Below are 21,233 nucleotides of genomic sequence, written 5' to 3' on the forward strand. Positions count from 1 at the left end.
ACGTAACACGACTTGCCTATAATCATTTGTAATTTCCAATTCACCGGACGGTTATTATTTAGTTGCGGAATAGCCAGACTATGCCATCCGCTACCGGATCATGTGAAAATATTTCTCCCTGTTTTCAAATAGCACCCAGATGAGCACCGCCCAAAGCACAAGCACCATCGGTATTCCCGAAGATAAAGAAATAACAGTTAACAATATGCCAACCATAACTGGAAAAATGATCACCGCGCCTAAAGCCCTGAAACGGGGAATAATCACCAGTATCCCTCCAATAATTTCGGCGATGCCGATAAGTGGCATCAGCCATTTGATCTGCATAATGGCGCCAAACATGGCCATAGCATTTGGCGGCATATCTTTTGGTACAGGCATGTAATTTAAAAACTTGTTCAGGCCTGCATTGATAAACATCAGCCCGAATAACAGGCATGCAATGAATAGGATTTTGTTTTTCATTTTTTATGTGGTTTAATTGTTTTTTAGTAATTCAATATGGACGGCCTTACACTTTCACCTTTTTCCAGTTCCCTTTTTTAAAGTAATACCAGGAAACCAGGGCTAAAAGCGCCTCCGCCGCGGGCACCGCTGCGATGGCGCCTGCCGAATGCCATCCTAAGCCTTTTGCGAGTAAGTAAGCTAAAGGCACCTGAAAAAGCCAGAAGCACCCAAAATTGATCCATGTAGGCGTTTTGGTGTCACCGGCCCCGTTTAAGGCCTGGCTCATGACCATGGCTATAGCATAAAAAATAAATCCCGAACCGATGATCCGGAGCGCCGTACTGCCAAAGTTCAAAATAACGGGTTCGGTTGTAAATATGCTGATGATGGGACGGGCAAAGAACAGGAACAGCAGCATGACGAAACTCATCAATACAGCATTATATCGCGCCGTAAGCAACACACTTTGAGCCGCCCTTTCAACATGACCTGCACCTAAATTTTGCCCTACCAGGGTCGCAGCAGCATTACTTAACCCCCAGCATGGTAAAATAAAGAAAACAAAATTCCGAAAAGCGATCTGGTAGCCGGCTGAAGCTGCTGTACCGCCGGTTTCAGCAACCAACCGCGTCAAGATGATCCAACTGCCGCTTGCAATGATAAATTGAAAGGTTGCCGGCCAGGCCACAGCGATGATGGTTTTTACCACAGCCGGATCCCAATTAAAGTGAGCACTGCGAAACTTCAGAATGCCGCTGCCTTTAAACAGGTGATATACCTGGAAGGTCACCCCGCAACTCCTTCCAATTACGGTGGCCATAGCAGCGCCCTTCAACCCAAAAAAGTGAATGAAAACCGGGCAGAGAATAATGTTTATAATGCTTGCAATCCAAAGGCTCTTCATCGCCATGGCGGCGTCACCCGCGCCGCGAAAAATTCCGTTGATCAGAAACAACAGGATAATAATAAGGCTGCTGCCCAGCATGATCCGGGTAAAAATAGCTCCGTCCCTCACCACTTCTTCGCTTGCTCCCATTAACTTTAAGATCTCAGGTGAATATAAAACACCAGCCATACTTACTATTATAGTTGTGATCAGGCAGATTACCAGCGCCTGGGCTCCTGCATGCGCAGCGGCTTCCGGTTTCTTTTCACCAATCCTTCGTGCTACGATTGCCGTTGCCGCGGTGCTTAAACCAATAGCGATGGAATAGACAATGGTGATCACCGACTCCGTTAAACCTACCGTGGCTATAGCGTTTTGCCCAAGTTTGCCTACAAAGAACATATCTACCACCGCAAAAACGCTTTCCAGGCTTAATTCCAGGATCATTGGGATAGCCAGTAAAAAGATGGCTTTCGGAATACTGCCTTGCGTATAATCCTGCTGCTCGCCATTAAGAGAAAGCTTAATGGCGTTCCAAAGCTTTGAGCTTGTGATCTGTAATGTACTCATCGTTGCTTATTTAAAAATTTTGTACGATTGCCGGTTTACTTTGTTGTTTTCGTAACACGATCCTGATTGATCATAAACTTAATCAACGATACAAAGATGGGACGCACGCCGTTGTTTCGCAGTGTGCAAAAGCGACAATCCCGGGGGTAATTCGCGACAAGATTATTTCCACAATGCATCCACTTCGCTCATAATCTCCACGTACCCTGCGGTTCCATGCACACGAATGCGTTGACCATCTTTAATTAGTTTGGTTGCGTTTTCCACGCCAACAACCGCAGGCAAACCGTATTCACGGGCTATTACAGCGCCATGTGTCATTAGTCCGCCAACTTCTGTAACCAGTCCTTTGATGGCTAAGAATAAAGGGGTCCAGCTTGGGTCGGTAAAGGTTGTAACCAAGATATCGCCATCTTCCAGATCAGCACCTTCTACGTTTAGCACCATGCGTGCGCGCCCTTCAACTATGCCGGAAGAAACAGCGAGACCAGCCAGGGCCCCTGCCGGGATATTGTCATACCTGTAATGACCGGTTATCACTTCACCTTCAGAAGTAATAACTCGTGGCGGTGTCAGCTTTTCATAAAATTGATAATCCGTTTTGCGCTGGTCAATAAGCTGGTAATCTACTTTTCCGGTACGCACCGCCTCCTGCAACTCTTCAAAATAAAGATAATAGCTATCTTTTTCATCATGAAGCACACCGGCTTTTACGAGGCGTTCGGCTTCCTGAAGCAAAGTCTGCTTGTAGATAAAGTACCTGCTCACGATATCGTATTTCGGATATTCGCGGTAGCCGATAAAATTCCGCAACAGGTCAATCATCTGCTTCGTTTCCCGGGTTTTTTCTTCACCATCGTGCAATTGTTTCAGGCGCAACATTAAGTCTTGTTCTTTTTCTAAGGCTGCCTGCTTCCCCTGCTCAAATCTTCGGGTACTCTCTCCCGGTTCAAGGTTTTTGATATTGCTAAAGATTATCGGAACCAGCGCAGCTGGATTTTCCCTCCATCGTGTACGGGTAATATCGATCTCGCCGGCGCAACGCATGCCATATTTGTTAAGATAAGCAATGAAAGCGTCGTGTACTTGCGATCCGCCCTCCAACTGGCATAACCCATTCAATAAATTATTCTGTTTTGCCCCTTGCAGATAGGCGATGACCTCCGGATAGGGACGGATCACATCCGCCAGGTCCAAAAGTTCAAGGCCCATTTCTGAGGTAATGTTGTTTGGAACAGAAAGCGACAGAACATCTGCTGCGTTGATTTCACCAAGCCACTCTTTCATCTTGTCATTGATCCAGGCCGATGCATGGATGGCCGCCATGATCACGTTCAGATTTTTCTTTTCTAAAGACAGCTGCCTCCGTTGCTGCATATCGTCCAGGATGTAATCAAATACATCGGGTCCTGTTTTTGCCCGGATGTTATCTTTCAATGCTGATACCGACCTTTCGCTGCTGCTGATGAGATCGGCCACAATCCCGGCATCGGCTCCCGCTTCCGCAAGTATATCCGCCGCCGACATCCCGTGATGACCTTTAACCTGTCCGGGAATATTGGCTCCAGGGTCCTCTTTTACAAAGTTTCGATCGATTACAGTCATCAGGGCATCTTTTATGAGTGGATCTGAATGCCCCAATACATTTAAAAGATTCTCCCTGCCTGCCGGCGAAGCCAGCCCCTTCGAGATATCAACAAATAACCTTCCGCCAGCCATTTTGAATATCGCGCGGTTTCCGGTTAACATCCAAACGGATATGCCGAGTGGTTTAAATGCGTCAGTCATCATTTGTTGATGTCCTACAGATACATAAACCCGGTTCTCCAAGTCGTCTGCCGCTGGCACAGGATATAATGTGGTGATTGGCCGGCTTTGTACAACATAGAATTTATCGTCACTTAAACACCATTCAATGTCCTGGGGATGGCCGAAATGTGCCTCGATCATCCTGCCGGTTTGTTCGAGTTGTAAAATTTGCTCGTCAGTTAGCGCTTGCTTATTTTGTTGCTCCGGCCCTATCTCTTTTTGCTCAGTACCGCCATTTTTAATGATCTCAATAGCGATCCTTTTCTCCGAAATCTTCTTTTCAATAATTCTTGAAGCACGGACCTGGTAATTATCGGCGTTAACCAAACCAGAAACCAGTGCTTCCCCCAAGCCGAAGCTCGCATCTATCGAGCTCACTTTCCTGTTACCAGTAACAGGATGGGCCGTAAATAGCACGCCGGCTACCTTTGCAACTACCATTTGCTGTATAATAACAGCCAGGTAAACCTTGCGGTGGTCAAAGCCATTCTGAAGCCGGTAGATTATGGCACGTTCCGTAAAAAGAGATGCCCAACATTTGCTGATGTGTTTTAAAATAGCGGCTTCGCCGATAACGTTTAGGTAGGTATCCTGTTGTCCGGCGAACGATGCGGTGGCTAAGTCCTCCGCTGTCGCACTTGAACGAACGGCGTAAGCGTAATCACTTCCATATTGGTCCATATGCGCAACGATCTGGTTTTTCAGTTCCTGAGAAAGAGCTATCGATTCTATCAGCGTTCTGATCTTTTTGCTTATTTCATTGATCTCATTCTTTTGGTTTTCGGTTAGCAATGCTAATTGCTCCAGCAGTGAATTAAACTCCTGGTCGTTCCCAACAGTTTCTTTAAACGCTTCAGTGGTTATACAAAAACCGTCAGGCACATTAAGCGCCTTAATTTTGTATAATTCTGCCAGATTTGCCCCCTTGCCCCCGATTAACTTAATAAACGTTTTATCGGCCTTTTTTAAATCAACAATGTATAAACTTCTGTTTTTCATATACCTCACTTGTCTTTAAACTGATTGGCTGTTTCATTCATAATTGCAATCGATCCTTCCAAAAATTTTTCGATAATTTTCAAATCTTCTTCAGCGAAAGAACCGATCAATTGCTCCGAATGGCTGCGATAATCCTTGTAAAGCGGAGCCATGAGCTGCATTATCTTTTCAGTATCCGGCACTACCAATACTTTTCGCCTGTCCGTTTTCGCAAATTCTCTTTTGACCAGGTCTTTTTTCTCAAACCGGTCAATCAAACCTGTAACAGCGCCGCTGGTAAGCCCTGTTACTTCCATAAGTTCACCGGCTGTCATGGCCCCTTTCACCAGGAAAAAGCCCAGGTATTTTTGATCGGTACCTGATAGTCCGGCTTTTCGAGCGATATTTTCATGCATTTGAATGGATGTATAAGCATACAACTGGCTTAGTTTTCTTATCCGGGTAATAGCTTCGCTTTTCACAATATCTTTGTAACTTTGATTATCTTAGTTACAAAGATAACTTTAATTTATTAATTGAAAGAAGTAATTTAGAAATCGGTGAATATAATTACGTTGTTTCCGCCTCCCGACCTTGACGAATATGTCACTGGTATGCTGATCATTGAAAGCAAAACCCTCAGTGCTGATTTTATTTTGCCGCTTTATGCCAATGGCTGCCCTACACTAGTGTTTCAAACGGCGTTAGGAAAACGTTCTGGATCGGATACCGGATATCTTAACCTCTATGCACAAACAATCCAACCGGAAACGCTCATGATCAGGGCCCAGGGTTTTATTTGCCCTGCGATAGCTTAAAACCAACATACTCACCAACGCTTTGCCGGCTAACGAACTACGGCGGTCATGCGCAGGCCATATGAGTGGAAAATAGTCCATAAGCGAAGTCACCTACGAGATTTGTCAGCCAAGTTATTCGTTACGCAAACTATCCACAGGATTCGCAAAAGCAGCTTTAACAGATTGGAAACTTACCGTTATCAGTGCAATTGCTATTGCTACCCCCGCCGCTATAACCGGCAAATACCACCCGATTGTGGTGCGATAGGCGAAATCCTGGAGCCATTTCTGCATAGCCCACCAGGCAAGCGGGGTAGCTATCAAAATGGCAATCAATACCAGCTTAACAAAATCCGCAGATAGCATACCTGTAATGCTGGAAACACTCGCCCCAAGCGCCTTGCGGATACCTATTTCTTTCGTACGCTGTTCGGCAGCATAAGCAGCCAGTCCAAAAAGGCCAAGGCAGGCTATTAATATGGCCAGGGTACTAAAACACAGAAAAATGGTTCCCGCGTGCTGCTCTGTTCGATAACTTGCATCAAAATCGGCATCCATAAATGAATAATTAAACTGCTGGTTTGGCGAAAATTGTTTCCATTTCTTTTCAATCTGCCCGAGCGCCCTGGAAATGTTTGCGGTATGCAGCCGAACGTTGATAGCGCCCTTGTCCGGTGCATAATACAAGGCCAACGGCATCACCTCCTCATGCAATGTAGCAAAATGAAAATCCTTAACTACACCAATAATGTGGTAAGGCTGAATGCCATATGAATTACGGTATAGCGTTTTATTCAATAGATCTTTTGCGCCAAACTTACGGGCAAACGCTTCATTCACGATTATACCCGCGCTATCTGTAGGCATTTCTCTTGAAAAATTCCGGCCTGTTGATAGCGTCAATTCCATGGTGCGCAGATAGTCCTCATCCACGGGCCAGAATTCGGTTAGCAATACACTCCTCACGTCAATAGGTAAGGAAGGGAAAAGCCCTGTCTTCAAGCGCAGGTCGCCTGTAGGCTGAAAAGCAGTCATACTCACATCTACTACCCCGGTCATTTGCTTCAATTCGTTTTTAAGCAGTGCGGCATTGTTGCCTAATACATCGGTATTTTTAATAACCAAAACCTGGTTACGATCAAAACCCAGGCTTTTGTTGCGAATAAAAGTCAGCTGTTTAAAGATCACCATAGTGCTTATGATGAGGAAAATCGAAATTGAAAACTGAAATACCACTAAAAAACTTCGCAGAAAGCTGTTCTTAAAACCTTTGGCGATCTTTCCTTTCAATACATCTATAGGTTGAAAACCGGAAAGGAAAAAGGCGGGATAGGCACCTGCCAAAAGGCCAACTATTATGGTGATCGAGAACAACGCAGGCAGAAGCCAGGCTGCCTGGTCCCAGCTAAGTATCAACTGTTTTCCCGCCAGCTGGTTGAACAATGGCAACATCCCCCAGGCCATTAAAGCAGCAATGATTGCGGAGGCCATTGTCACCAACATTGACTCGGCCAGAAATTGAGCGATGAGGAATTTACGCGCCGAACCTAATACTTTTCTAACCCCTACTTCTTTAGCCCGGTTAGCTGAACGGGCTGTACTGAGGTTCATGAAATTAACGCAGGCAATGAGCAGGATGAATGCCGCAATCATTGAAAATATGTAAATGTATTGAATGTCGCTACCCGCTTCCAACTGGTATGTTGCTCGATCGCGAAGATGGATATCAGTTACGGGCATTAAAACGGTTTTCAGGTAATTGTCGCCACTGGTCCATGCGTCTGCATTATAAGAGTTTTTGATTTCGATAGCGGCTATCTTTTTCTCCAGCCGGTGTACATCAGCGCCGGGTTTTAGCAATAAATAATTATGCATGCCGCCGTACCCCCACCCGTGTTGGGTGCTTTCCGCGCGTGAACTGTACGACAGGAAAAAATCGTAATGAAAATGTGATTGCTGAGGAACATCTTTGATAACGCCGGTGATTTTGTATGTGCTGGTGTCATTGATGGTCAGCATCTGGCCAACAACATCAGTACGATTAAAGTACTTCTTCGCTGTGCTTTCTGTGATTACGGCACTATGGGGGGCATCCAGCGCCTTGGCAGGGCTACCATCGATCATTGGCAGGGTAAAAACCTTAAAAATTGATGATTCGGTAAACACCACTCTTTTCTCCTGTATATTTTCATTGCCTTTACGGATATAGAATTTCAAAGGCGAAAGGAACAGCCCCTGAACATCTATCATGCGGGTCATTTGCTCGATTTCCGGAAAAACATCTTTAATGGCAGCGGGCAGGGGCTCTTCAGAAGTAGCATACTGGTTAGCATTACCATTCAATTTTACATCAAGGCCTATTCTGTATATTCGGTCGGCACGCTCATTGTATTTATCGTATCCAAGCTCATTAGTAACATAAAACACAATAAGCAGGCATGTCGCCAGGCCCACCGAGAGGCCAAACACATTCAGTAAGGTAAATGCCCTGTTTTTAAGCAGGCTTCGGAAAGCCATTTTTAAATAATTTTTGATCATGATGCTGCGTTTAGAAATTTCAGTGGCCCAATCCAACGGGCTTTTCTTACGCAAGATTACAGGCTTAACCGGGGTCCGAAGTACCAACTTATCATTTGGCACTTCTTTTTTTGACCTTTCTTTAAATGAGGCCGGGCTTTGGCCTGTTATTTCTTTAAAAACACGATTGAAACTGGTTTTGGAGTTAAACCCAGAATCGTAAGCTATTCCCAGCAGGTTGTAACGATCGTAATCGGGATCATGCATTTTCCGGATAACGTCCCGCACCCGCAGCTCATTGATAAAATCATTAAAATTTTTTTTGAGTGCCAGGTTGATGATACGCGACACCTCGTGAGGATGAAGAGCTAATTTTTGCGCCAGCGAAGCTAAAGTAAGGTCGGCATCCTCGTAAAACCGTTCTGTAACAACAACTCTTTTCAACCACCTGCCTTTTTCGCGTAACCCATCGGATTTAGGAATTACCGGTACCGGCAAAATGCACCTTTCTGATTTTAGAATGGCGCTGACCGCCATAGCAATCAGCACTGCTGATAAGCAAACACCAAACAATTCATTTATCGATCTAAGAGCGGTAAACAATATGAGTAACTTAAGCACATTATCCAACCTGCCAAAAGCAAATCGCGGCCTGTCCATCAAAACCGGCTGTTGCTCCCTGTTATAACGTTGTATTGCACGATGTGATAGCATTAAATAAGCAGTCGTTACGCTCAACGTCAGCCAGTTTGGTGCAATTGGAATAAAAATTAAAGAAAAAAAATGCAGCAAATCCTTCCAAGTAAATCGCCTGCTTGGCTCGATTAACTGAAGGACATAAAAATAAATGAAGGGGCCTAAAGCCAATAGTATAGAAAGTGTGACACCGCCCAGGTGCAATATCGTAACGCTCAGGGCTAAACTTAAATATCGATTTGCAGCGCTGTGCGCCTTTTTTGCAAACCATAAAATTGAAGCTACGGTACAACCGGTGAACACTGCTCCAATAAAAAGCAGGTTAGTAAGGCTAATATCTAAAATAGTTGAGCTCAAATCAACACACTACATCAATCCACATTCCAATGTAGTAAGATCTTAAATATAAGATACTTATAATAAACCAAGAAGGCAGTTGTACTATAAACGAACACAGACCGTACGGATATGATCAATCCACAACTGAACGCGTTGCCAACTTTTTCAGAACATGGTAATCACCGCTCAAAAATAAACAATTGGCCAAAAGCAATCTCTTCGTTAAAATGATGAATTAAATTGACAGCACTGCTCGGGGTTATTATCAATCAACCATCTCGGGTGAATAGCTCACATTTTCATCGCCAACCCCGCCATTCCATTGAAATTAAGCTTTTTTAACTGAATCGAAGCAGCCTTTCCATTTCCTTCGATAATGTGGTAGAACTGGTTTACCTGCAAATTACGAAACCGTTGAACGGCATGGCTGCCAGCCCATGTTATTTCAAGCTCTTTGATAAGCCCGGCATGCCCTACTCCTATTTCCGCCTGTATGGGCGATGAACCAAAACTACCGCCCGAGTTTAGGTCGTGGTAAACATTTCTTTTAACACCATTGTCAACAAATGTTATTTTTAACCGACTGCCAATGGCAGCTTTATTACTTTTTATCCCTTCTGCCTTTATACTTATCCAGTTGTTATCATTTTGACCAGGGCTTACATACAATGCACTGGTATAGGCATCGCCGGCGTAAGCCCCGCCCATTTCAATGAAGATATCCTGTAAACCACGGTTCCTGAAATCTGCAAACGCGACACCGTGGCCTTTTTGCAGGTTTCCCGTTCCAGACGCGCTTGTAACGTCCTCAAACCGCTGCCCGTCTACGTTCCTGAACATTTTATTGGGTATGAGGGAGCCAAAATCGGGGTTGCCTGTGCCAAAATACAGGTCGGGAAAGCCGTCATTATCAATATCACCAAAGTTTGCGCCCATGCTGAACACTACTTTATCAAGACCCGTTTGTTTGGTAACATCAGTGAAAGTGCCGTTATGGTTATTTTTATACAGGTAAATGTTTCCTGCATTGGATATGGGCTTTCCGAGCGCTTCGGCAGCCGAATAATATCCCAGCGGGGCCTCGAATTTGTAATCTGCAATCAGGATATCCTGCCAGCCATCATTGTTGTAATCAAAAAACCAGGTAGTAAAAGTACTGTTGCTGTTTGCCAGGATCCCCGATTGCTTTGTAACGTCTTCAAAGTCGGGGGTATTTCCGCTGTTACCTTTATTTTTTAATAGATATTTGCGCCCGTCCATTGTCGAAATAAAAATATCCGGCCATCCGTCATGGTTAAAATCTGCCGATGTAACCCCTTTTACGTATGACATTACATCGCAATGCGCTTTATGGCCAACTTCAGTAAAGCTACCGTTCCGGTTATTTATATAAATCATGCTCCGGTGGATATTGACGCTGTCGCCGTTGTTAAAACCCTCCGCTCCTAAAAATACATCGAGCCATCCATCATTATTAAAATCAGCCCAGACTGCCGCCTGTGTAGGGTGATAAAAAAGTAGCCCGGCGGGTATCGTTACATCCGTGAATGTGCCATCGCCATTGTTACGCAGCAGCGAGGCAGGCTGGTTGCCAAAACCGTTCTTTTTCCAGGCACCCCGCAGTACAAAAATGTCCATCTTCCCATCGTTGTTGTAATCAGTTTGCTGAATATTCAGCCCCCCGGTAAACTTCCGCAACCCGCTTGTTTCAGATTTGTCAATAAATGTTCCGTCCTGGTTATTTTGAAAATAATGCATATGATCATCAAGTTCCGTTCCTGAAGTTATTATGTCAAGGTAACCGTCGTTATTGAAATCATCCGCTATAACGCCGCCCGCCCTGCTTTTCAGTTTAATACCAACATCGGCAGCCATATCGGTAAACGGCTTTATTTTTGTCGCGGATGTTTTATTGAGATCTGGAATTAAAAAGGGCTTGGGCACACTATCGGGGTAATGCCCCAGTGTCATGTAAGCGATATTGAGCATCCATCGGGATTCCAGGTCGGCCGGATGCTTCTTCAAAATGCTTTCATAAACTGCAATAGCATGTCGCGAACCGGTTTGATTTACATGAATCGCGTTATCCCTTATTGGGTAGGTACATGACATTCGGTTGTGGTTCAACATACAATTAGTTCGCTCGCCTAACCTCATGTAGGCCAGTGCCATATCCGGTTCAAATAAATCACGCTTTGAGCTATCGGCCCCCATCATCATTTTTTCGTAGATGGCAACAGCCTGTGTTTCGTCACCGGTTTCCAATAAAAGCTTAGCCTTGGTATTTAAAAGATAAAAATCATTTTCCCTGCCCGGCAGTTTAAGTAAGCTATCGCACTGCGCCACTTTCGCTTCGGGACAAAACGGATTGCGGCTGTTGTAATCCTTTTGGTTCAGAGCGGCAATGATCCGGATCATTTTACCCTCCGATGAATCGTGGCATGACATAACAAATGACATGGCCAGTATCAAGAGCAAAAATTTTGCATAAATGTTTACCGATGTTTTTGCGCGGGCTAAACTCAAAGCAAAATTGACAATTAAATTCTTCGGCATTCCTTCAGTAAAATTAGCTACACATTATTTTTTCTTAAGACCCTGATCAATATTGAAGGTGTTATATTTTGAATACCACAAGCGGATTATTAAAGCTTAATTTCCCTACACCGGCCATCGTTAGATACAATCTTAACTTTCTGTACGTCCGGGCTTATTTTCAGAAACCTTGCCGATTGTGATAAAAAAGACGAGCCATAATAAAACTCCTGCCGGGTAACCGAACCATCTTTTGCAGATACTTCCGCATACACGTCCTGCGGCTCAATTTTGATAGTTTTAGCCGGTATGTTAAGCTTTAACAACTTCAAATTGCCATTATGCTCGCTGGCCGCGAGGTAGTAACGGCTATCTTTCCCCTTAAGTTTTACCAGGGCTTTCCCATCGCCGGGAAAGCAGATCCCGCCTTGCAAAATCGTTAATGGCTTAAACCCTCCTTTGCCATCGCCTTTTAAAAGCAATCCGTTTAAGGCATCGTACCGGCCTACCGAAACATTTGTGCCGTAATCATTCCCGTTTATGGCTAAGTCTAAATTGCCATCACCGTCAAAGTCATCCACTACCATTCCGTTAATGACAGAAACCTGCGCATAGTTTGGCAGAGGGTACATTTTAAATTTCCCGTTTCCTAAATTTTCGAGATAACATGAAGTAAGCGTATTGGCTTTTAACCGCAAGGCATTTTTCAGTTGTTCAGACGATAACAAATCCTGCAACGTTGCGTGGCCAAAAGAGCGGTAATTCACAAACTTTTTTCGGAGACTGATCATTTGCTTAATAGCATCGTCGCGAACAAAAGATGGAAATTCACGTTTCACCCCATCAGTGTCGGGAAGAAAGAGGGATGGAAAGGCATCGGTGGTTTTACGTTTATCAAAATCGCCTGCCGTGATATATACGGGCTCTTTATCGCTGGCCTTGAAAAAACTATTCTTTCCCAGGTTGCCAACAATATAGTCTATCTTACCGCAATGCCTGAAATCGCCGGCCGCGATAGAATTCCACCAGCCGATTTTATCAGCAATACCAGACGCTGCTGTGGAGTTAACGAATTTGCCCCCAACGTTTTTGATAAACGTAATGGGCATCCATTCACCCGCTATAACAAGATCCGGCCAACCGTCATTATCATAATCTGTAACCAGGGCATCACAGGTTAGCCCCAGATTTTTTAAGCAAGGGGCAACTGATGCCGTTACATCTGTAAATTGCAGCTTCCCGGGTTTACTGTCGTTTCGTAAAATAAAACTGGATACCGGGTTGGGATAATGCCAGGGATCAACCCGACCGGTTATCAGCAAGTCGAGCTTGCCATCCTTATTATAATCGAACGCTCTGACACATAGCTTACTTGTAAAATTACCGGGTAAGGCACCTTTTTGTTCGCTGAAACGCCCGCGGCCATCGTTGAGGTAGATGCGGTCTGCATAATTTTTTGAACCCGGCGCGCTTTCATATCCCCCGCTGGCCATATACAGATCTGGCTTCCCATCGCCATCGGCATCAAAGAACAATAAACTTTCATCCTTATAATTCGCACTGTCCGGTTTTACATCAATTAAATTTCGCTGATTAAATTTACCGTTAGCCTGCTGCAGGAAAACCTGAGCGGGAAATTTCTTGTTACCACCGATAGCAATATCATCAAGCCCGTTGCCATCAACATCTTCGGCTGCAAGCGCCGGAGCATACGCCGAAAATTTATGAGGCAATAATTTCTGGATGGTAAAATCCGGAAAATCATCATCCTTGTGCCTGTAACTAATACCTGCCGTACCTGTAACTTCTGTAAACAGTGCACCCCTGTTTTTTTGGGGTATAACCCAACTATAAGGCTGACGCGCATCATTGATATTCACTTTCAGCGTTTGGTTAGCGCTTACATTTTTTATTACCTGCTTATAATTATTCGGCCATCTCACTACTACAGAATCGAGCTTATTGACTTTGCCGAGGCCAAAGTGCGCGATGTTTTGGATAGAAGATAAATATCCACGATAAGGATTGTTCTCGTATACCTGGTGTTGCTTGCCTGCATAATAGATATCTACCCAGGCACCAATGCCATCCCTGTTAAAGTTGTTGCCATTCAATTTTACCTGCAAGTAATTTGATGGTTTGGAGGTAAGTGCGCGGCTATTGTTTTTATAGATAAGAGCCTCGTCATTGATGTTATTGATCACCATATCCATTGCACCGTCATTGTTCAGATCAGCATAAGCGGCGCCGTTTGAAAAGGTCGGTAAATCCAATCCCCATTGGCTGGAAACATCACCAAAGTTTAGGTCGCCATTATTTTGAAAAGCATAATTATGGATCTTGACTGTAGGAATCTGGTCAATAACAGTTTTTTTTGAGGCTGTGGAATAAGGATTGTTTCGGTAAACGATAAAGTCATGATCAGTAACATCCTTCGGAAATCCATTGGTTACAATGATATCACGGTAACCATCATTGTTGAAATCTGTTATCAAAGGCGTCCAGCTCCAGTCGGTCTCTGTAACTCCGCTCAAGAACCCGGTTTCACTGAATACGGAGTTCTTGATAGAATCATTCTGCCCCAATCCCGGCCCCTGGTTTATCTGCAAGGTGTTACGTGCATATTGATATTGGTATGCATAATGATTAAATAACTCGTACGACTGGTAGCTTTCCGGCATCGACATCATTTTTTTCCGGTAATTATCCGGTGGTGACATGTCCAGTTCAAATACATCGGCCAAACCATCGTTATTTAAATCTTCGATGTCCTGCCCCATCGAGTTCATCGAGGTGTGCTTAAAGTATTCTTTAGATCTATTGGTGAATGTACCATCACCATTATTGATGTAGAGAATATTGGGCGATATAAAATCGTCGGTAACATAAATGTCCTTCCAACCGTCTTTGTTTATATCCACAATAGTTGCCGCGTGCCCATAGCCTTCAATGGATATACCGGCTTTTTTGGATACATCGCTAAACACCGGGTGTTTAAGTTGGGCATCCCATTTGCTTTCATATAACCTCCCTGTACTCTTACCGCTGCCGTCCGCGATTATCGGGCGAAACTGGTTTGCGTAATAGCCATCGCCGGGGCGGTTAACGGTAAGATACATGTCCAGCTTGCCATCATTATTGTAGTCAAAAAAGGTTGCCATGGTAGAATATGCGTGTATATTTAGGCCATATTCTTTGCCTTCTTCCTTAAAGTGCGGTACCCCCTCTTTATCTGCCCCCTGGTTTATGTAAAGCAAATTTTGCCTTTTAACGCTATCCTGTAGCAGCGAATTGCATACATAAATATCCTGCAAGCCATCATTATTAATATCAATAACGGCAACGCCTCTGCCCCATTTTCCTAAACCATTAACGCCGGCTTTATCGGTGATATCATCGAACTTGAAGTCGCCACGGTTCAGGTACAGCTTGTTTGATACCATATTACCCGAAAAGTAAATATCCTGCAAGCCGTCGTTATTAAAATCACCTATACCAACTCCGCCACCATTGTAAACGTTGGCATTGTCAATCGGGTTGATAGAGTCGTTTTCGGTAATTAAATTATTGAAAGTAACGCCCGAATGCGAAGACGGTATCAATTCGAACAGTGTTGCTTTCTTTTTAGCACATGAAAAAAGAACAACACTAACGAGTAATAAAGCCGGGTAAAATTTCTTCATTTATAAATTGGTTTATATGGAAAAGATAGGCTGCTATGCACAGCCTATCTCTTTTAACAAGTCCGAAACTCTATACTTTTTAACTGCTATATATAAGCAAGTTAAGTATTAATAGCCAGGGTTTTGATGTCCGTTTACCTTAGGGTTATTATCCAGCTCGGCCTGAGGAATTGGCAATAGTTCATCTCTTCCTTTTCTGAAATATGGGAATGGGTCAGTGGTGAAGTATTGCTTTTTCCTCCAGCGAAGGATGTCGATATTTCGTATTTCTTCGCAACCCATTTCTACCATTTTTTCGTGCATGATGGCTTTTACCACATCAGCTTTTGACGCTACAGGAAATTGCGCTGTTGGATAAAGAGGCATAGCAACATCCGCACGTGCACGAACCATATTGAGGTAGTTAATTGCTGCAGGAATATTACCCAGCTCATTTTCACATTCGGCCAGCATCAATAAAACCTCGGCATAACGGATAATGCGTTGATTATTGCCGCCCGGGTGGAAACCCGCTGCCGGCAAACCTTCCTTGTAGATGATCATGAACTTACGAAAACTGATCTTTTTGGTTACGCCGTTCATCACTGACGAGTTGCCGTTCTGGTCGCCGTCTGTTAGCACCGACGCACCTTTATTATAAGTGTCGCCCGATTGGTAACAGGTGTAGTGAAAACGGGGATCAGATTTGGCCGCGCCGGTAGCAGTGTTCTCAAATTCGTTAATCAATTTGTTTGACGGAATAAGATTTCTCCATGCTATGGGGTTGTATTCCTGGTTACGTACGGTAGACTGCGCTTCAGTAGGACTGTCACCGCCCCAGTTAAATCCGCCGTCGCCTTTGTCAACAAAAACGATCTCGAAGATGGATTCGCTATTGAATTCGGTCTCCTCCTCAAAGTTGTCGAGGTACCTGGCAGTAAGGGTATAGCCGTTTGCTCCGGTTGTAGGGATCTTTAAAAGCGCAGCTTTAGCACCGGCATAATCACCGGTTTGCATTAATACGCGGCCCAGCATAGCATTTGCCGCAGAAGCGGTTGCCCGGCCTTTATCGGTACCGGTTTTTTCAGGAAGAACGGCTGCTGCATCCTGAAGATCTTTAACAATTAAGGCATAAACCTCTGCTTCGGATGAGCGTGGCTGAAAATCGCCAACTGCCTTAGCAGGCGTTGTATAAACCGGCACCCCTCCCCATTGTGAAACCAGGTCGAAATAAGCCCAGGCGCGCAAAAACTTAGCCTCGCCAACCAACCGGTCACGCAGGGCCGTGTTATCAGTTACATTAGGCCCATTCGCAATAACTACATTCGCCCTGAAAATAGTTGTGTACCAGGTATTCCAAACAGAGTTCATCACCGAGTTGGCAGGATCAACATTACCGTTAAGCATCTGTCCCCTTGGGGCTTCAAGCTGCCCGCCGCCGCTTGCAACTTCATCACTTCTGAGGTCGTGAATAAAAAACCACTCCCTTGATACCAGCCCCAGGCTATGTATGGCAACATAAATAGCGTTTACCCCCTTGGTTAACTGATCGCTGGTTTTGTAGTATTGGTTCGTTGTTACATTATTAGGGTCGCTGGTGTCAAGGGACCCTTTTTTGCAGGAGTTAACCGTTGCCGTTACCATAATAGCTGTAAGGGCCGACCATATATATATTTTCTTCGTTTTCATTGCTGTATCTTTTTAAATTAATCATTAAAAGGTCGCCTGTAAACCTAGCTGAACTGTTCTTGGCTGCGGATACTGGCCGTAATCAATACCGTTGGTAAGGGTACCATTACGAGAGCCGATTTCGGGATCAAGACCTTTATATTTAGTAAATGTTAAAAGATTGGTTGATGCCACGTAAATCCTGAGCCTGTTCAACGCGTTGTCTGTTTTTGACTTTAACCATGAGGTTGGGAAATTATAGCCTATCTGCATATTTTTAACCCGCAGGTATGAGCCGCTTTCAATCCACCTGGTTGAAGGCCTTTTGTTGCCGTTCGGATCACCTGAAATGGCGCGCGGGATATTTGTGTTGGTATTTGTAGGTGTCCATGCCTTTAACACATTGGTACCGGCATTGAAAAGCCTTGGCATGCCTTCGAGGATAATCCTTTCGCCATTAAATATCTTGTTGCCATAAACGCCCTGGAAAAACACTATCGCGTCGAAATTTTTATAGGAAGCGCTGTAGTTTAACGAGTAGGTGAATTTTGGCAGATAGCTACCAATAAAAGTGCGGTCAGCATCAGTGATAACACCATCGTGGTTTATATCCCTGAACTTGATATCGCCGGGAGCGGCATTCGTTTGCTTTGCTGAATTAGCAACTTCACCGGCGTTTTGGAATATCCCATCTGCAATATAGCCAAAGAATGATTGAACCGGCTGCCCAACTGCTGTTTTGGTTATAGGATCACCACCGCCATAATCCGCGTCGCCGCCGGCGGTAATGGAAGCATTGGCGGTACTAAGCGTTAAAACCTTGTTTCTGTTGAGGGAAAAATTTCCGGTAATATCATATTTAAATTCGCCGTGTGTTTTATGATAACCTAAACTAACTTCAAAACCGCGGTTACGCATTGAACCCACGTTAGCTAAGGTCCCGGTACCGTTAAAACCGAGGCTGGGCGAGGTAGGTACTGTTAATAGAAGATTATCGGTTTTCCTGGTATAAACCTCGGCAGATAATGTAAAGACATCCTGGAACAAGCCCAGATCTAAACCAATGTTGGTTTGTTTAGTTGTTTCCCATGACAAATTGAGGTTACTTAAACCACTGTAAAACGAAGCATTTCCAAGATCGGCCAGTGAACCGTTGAACGGATAGGTAGCTATGTTAGATGATATCGGTTGCAAATAAGGATAATTGCCCAATACGGTGCCATTGATACCTGTTACACCATAACCGGCCCTCAGCTTTAATGACGAAACCGACTTGAGCGACTTCATGAAATCTTCCTGGTCTACCTTCCAGCCTAATGACGCGGCAGGGAAACTTTCATGTTTATGCCCCGGCGCAAATACAGATAAACCGTCGCGACGTATAGAGCCTGATATCAGATATTTGCCTTCAAAATCATAACCCAAACGGGCTACTTCTGAAACGAGGAGATTGGTGCCGTAGGTATAATTAGTGAAAAGATTAGTCGCGCCATTTAGTGTCCTTACCGTATTGGTATTTTGGTTACCCGAAGAAACCTGATTGTCGCCGCGTGAGCTTTGGGCCTCGTAAACTAAAACGGCATTAACATGGTGCTTGTTGCCGAACGTTTTATCGAAAGTAAGCTGCTGCGAGTACAGTTGCGTGGTGCTGGTGCCCCTGGTGTAATTAATAACCGCGGTTGGCGATTGAGAGGTACCACCGTCATTATAAATAGGCGTGTAAGTATTATTCATGTTGCTGCCATAATCAATACCATAAATTGATTTAAAGTTAAGCCATGAAGTAAACTTCAGCGTAGCGTAAGCATTACCGTGGATAGTATAACCGTGATTGGTATTATCAATCAGTTTGGCTGCCTCAATCGGATTGGTCGGGTCCGAGCCATCGAAACTATTTTGTGGCCCCATAAACCCGCCGGCGTTATTTGGATTGTAGATTGGCAGATATGGCTGCATCCTCACCACATTTGTTATGGCAGACCGGTTACCCGCATCTACGCCGTAACGCTGATGATTGATGATGGCATTGAATGTTTCGCCAAACGACAGGATTTTACTGATCGTATGATCGGCGTTAACCCGAATTGCCTTGTGGTAGGCACTCAAGCCCTGGGCGATACCCTGCTGATCGAAGTAATTTGCCGAAGTATAAAAGCGGGTCACCGCGTTGCCACCGCTCAATGCCACATTGTGCTGCTGGATAGGAGCATTACTCCTGAAATACGCGTCCTGCCAGTTGGTATTTGTTTGAGCAAAGGTTTGGGAACTACCCGCATAAATTGGTTTGTTAAAGTTTTCTGGCAGCAGGCGCGGCGGTATGGCTATAACAGGAGTGGCTGAACCGTTAAGAGCGCGCTCATATTGCAAGTATTGCTGGGTATTAAGCAGGTCATACTTTTTGATTACATTTTGTATGCCATAGTATGAGTCGATAGTTACCTCTGTGCGGCTATTGTTGCTCCCCTTTTTAGTGGTTATAATAATAACACCATTTGTACCCCTGGAACCATAGATCGCCGCAGCACTCGCATCCTTCAACACGTCGATACTTTGAATATCCTTAATATCAACGCCTGTGAGGCTGCCCGGATATCCATCAACGATGTATAAAGGATCAGATCCGAAATTCACAGAGCTAATACCACGCAATGAAATAATAGCCCCGGTTCCCGGACCGCCGTTATTGGTAACAGTAAGACCAGCTATACGGCCTTGCAAAGCTTCAATGCCACCCACAGGCAGAGAGGCAAGAGTTTTGCCGCTAACCGATGAAACCGCTCCCGTTACCTTAGCACGTTTTTGCGATCCGTAACCAACCACAACAACCTCTTCCAGGTTCTTGGTATCTTTTTTCATTTGCACCTTTAGCTCGGCAGCGCTGGTAACCGTTATCTCTTGCTGTGCAAAACCAATTAATTTGAAAACGAGCACGGCTGAATTTCCGGGCACTGCTATTTTGAAGTTACCGCCGGCATCAGTAGTTACGCCTTGTGTTGTGCCTTTTATGGAAACCGCTACGCCGGGCAGGGGTTGGTTATCGTCATCAGTAACTTTGCCCGAAACGTTGAATGCAGGCTTCATTTTCAAAGCGCCATTTTTGTTAATGGTAATGCCATTCAATGAACCTGCTGAACCACGATTATGTGCAATTGACACCGATGGCATTGCGAGCGCGCATCCGGTTAAGATGAGCGTAGCGTAACGCCATTTGTTATTATAAATTTTTTGTAAAGAATACTTCATGTTATTAAGGTTTAAAATTTTCGATTCGATTAAGGAAACGTTGACGTGATTTGCTCTCGGGGCAACATTTACCGATATCGTTTAAGCTGTAAATGCCTAAAATTATCCTGGCCTTACCTAATGGTAACTACCGGATTTAAATGAACGACGAAACCTATCCGTTAGCTGTTCCGTACTTATCCAGGATCTGAAAATCTCTTTTTTGTCTTTCCATAATTTTTCTTGTTAGTTAATTGATTGATAATTGATATGTAGGTGTTATTAGTTTTCAATTTCAAACAGTATCCCACGCCGAACCGGACAGCAAACGACAAATGCCACGAATGCTCCATTATTGGTCAACATGTTTATAATTGGTAATCTGTACGTTGTAATGCCAACAGTACTTATTGTTACAGCCGGCTAAAAGCAGATTGTAATAACAGGGGTAAAATTATCTTTCGCGGTTTAGTAGGTAGCGCAGTATTTATCTTAATCTTACAACATTTGTTTAAGCAAGTTCCCTACAACAAGGTTTTCTTTCCATGTTAAAACAGTTTTCCCGCATGATATATGACGTGCCTCAATGTAGATTTTTGAGATCGATAAAAATTACAAATAATTGATTTTAAGCTATTTAAATACAAAACAAAAATCAAAACGAGTTGAACACTGGTGATTTTCTTTACCAGAAACTGGCACTGGTTTGTTAATTTGAAGGCAAAAATACCGCCAACAACAATCGATTGCGAAACTTGCCCGAAACACGGTATTTAGGTATTGTTAAAACAATAAATCTTATTGATTTATAGCTATAGAAATAATAAATATTTTTAGCATACCTGCTTACAGGAAACAAATAAGGACAGCCTCGCGCTGTCCTTACAACCAATTTTAAAAAAAGAAAAGTAATAAAGGTGAGGTATTATATCTTGTAAGTATGTGATAAAGTATTTGCGCGTTAACGCAAATGCTACAAATAATTATTGATCATATCAGTAAACTTTGTTAAGGTTATGTAGTCCAGGATTAGTACACCTCAAGCAATCAAATGTATTAAGGATGGTAAACTTTAAATGACACACATGTTGAAAAGGTTAACAC

10 protein-coding genes are annotated in these 21,233 nt (G+C 43.9%); 1 reads left to right on the forward strand and 9 read right to left on the reverse strand.

The annotated features are described in order from the left end of the window. Positions 1–90: 90 nt before the first annotated feature. The 4 genes from FHW88_RS17385 to FHW88_RS17400 all read right to left on the reverse strand — a co-directional run bounded on the left by FHW88_RS17385 (position 91) and on the right by FHW88_RS17400 (position 5,172). A complete protein-coding gene (locus FHW88_RS17385) occupies positions 91–465 on the reverse strand; it encodes a DoxX family membrane protein (protein ID WP_090526117.1) in 375 nt (124 codons plus the stop codon). A 46-nt stretch (positions 466–511) separates the two neighbouring features. Then, positions 512–1,903 (reverse strand): MATE family efflux transporter, encoded by a 1,392-nt coding sequence (locus FHW88_RS17390; protein ID WP_176627221.1) that lies wholly within the window; start codon positions 1,901–1,903, stop codon positions 512–514. A gap of 162 nt (positions 1,904–2,065) precedes the next feature. Then, a complete protein-coding gene (ppsA, locus tag FHW88_RS17395) occupies positions 2,066–4,711 on the reverse strand; it encodes a phosphoenolpyruvate synthase (RefSeq protein WP_176627223.1) in 2,646 nt (881 codons plus the stop codon). A gap of 5 nt (positions 4,712–4,716) precedes the next feature. Further along, positions 4,717–5,172, reverse strand: a complete 456-nt coding sequence (locus FHW88_RS17400; protein WP_090526120.1) for a MarR family winged helix-turn-helix transcriptional regulator — start codon at positions 5,170–5,172, stop codon at positions 4,717–4,719. Between the two features lie 78 nt (positions 5,173–5,250). Here FHW88_RS17400 and FHW88_RS17405 point away from each other — a divergent pair, with 78 nt between their 5' ends. After that, complete coding sequence (locus FHW88_RS17405) at positions 5,251–5,508, forward strand: hypothetical protein (protein ID WP_176627225.1); 258 nt, start codon at positions 5,251–5,253, stop codon at positions 5,506–5,508. 114 nt (positions 5,509–5,622) lie between these two features. Here the strand turns inward: FHW88_RS17405 and FHW88_RS17410 are convergent, their stop codons facing one another. The 5 genes from FHW88_RS17410 to FHW88_RS17430 all read right to left on the reverse strand — a co-directional run bounded on the left by FHW88_RS17410 (position 5,623) and on the right by FHW88_RS17430 (position 20,150). Next, positions 5,623–8,721, reverse strand: coding sequence for an ABC transporter permease (locus tag FHW88_RS17410; RefSeq protein ID WP_176627227.1), 3,099 nt, complete (start codon positions 8,719–8,721; stop codon positions 5,623–5,625). 612 nt (positions 8,722–9,333) lie between these two features. Beyond that, complete coding sequence (locus tag FHW88_RS17415) at positions 9,334–11,598, reverse strand: CRTAC1 family protein (protein ID WP_176627229.1); 2,265 nt, start codon at positions 11,596–11,598, stop codon at positions 9,334–9,336. Between the two features lie 89 nt (positions 11,599–11,687). Continuing rightward, positions 11,688–15,260, reverse strand: coding sequence for a VCBS repeat-containing protein (locus FHW88_RS17420; protein ID WP_176627231.1), 3,573 nt, complete (start codon positions 15,258–15,260; stop codon positions 11,688–11,690). Positions 15,261–15,368: 108 nt separating this feature from the next. After that, on the reverse strand, positions 15,369–16,928 hold the full coding sequence (locus tag FHW88_RS17425; protein ID WP_090526123.1) for a RagB/SusD family nutrient uptake outer membrane protein: 1,560 nt from the start codon (positions 16,926–16,928) through the stop codon (positions 15,369–15,371). Between the two features lie 24 nt (positions 16,929–16,952). After that, a complete protein-coding gene (locus tag FHW88_RS17430) occupies positions 16,953–20,150 on the reverse strand; it encodes a SusC/RagA family TonB-linked outer membrane protein (protein WP_255485361.1) in 3,198 nt (1,065 codons plus the stop codon). Between the last annotated feature and the right edge of the window lie 1,083 nt (positions 20,151–21,233).

This window comes from Mucilaginibacter sp. SG538B, assembly GCF_013376065.1.
In the GTDB taxonomy this organism is placed as follows: domain Bacteria; phylum Bacteroidota; class Bacteroidia; order Sphingobacteriales; family Sphingobacteriaceae; genus Mucilaginibacter; species Mucilaginibacter rubeus.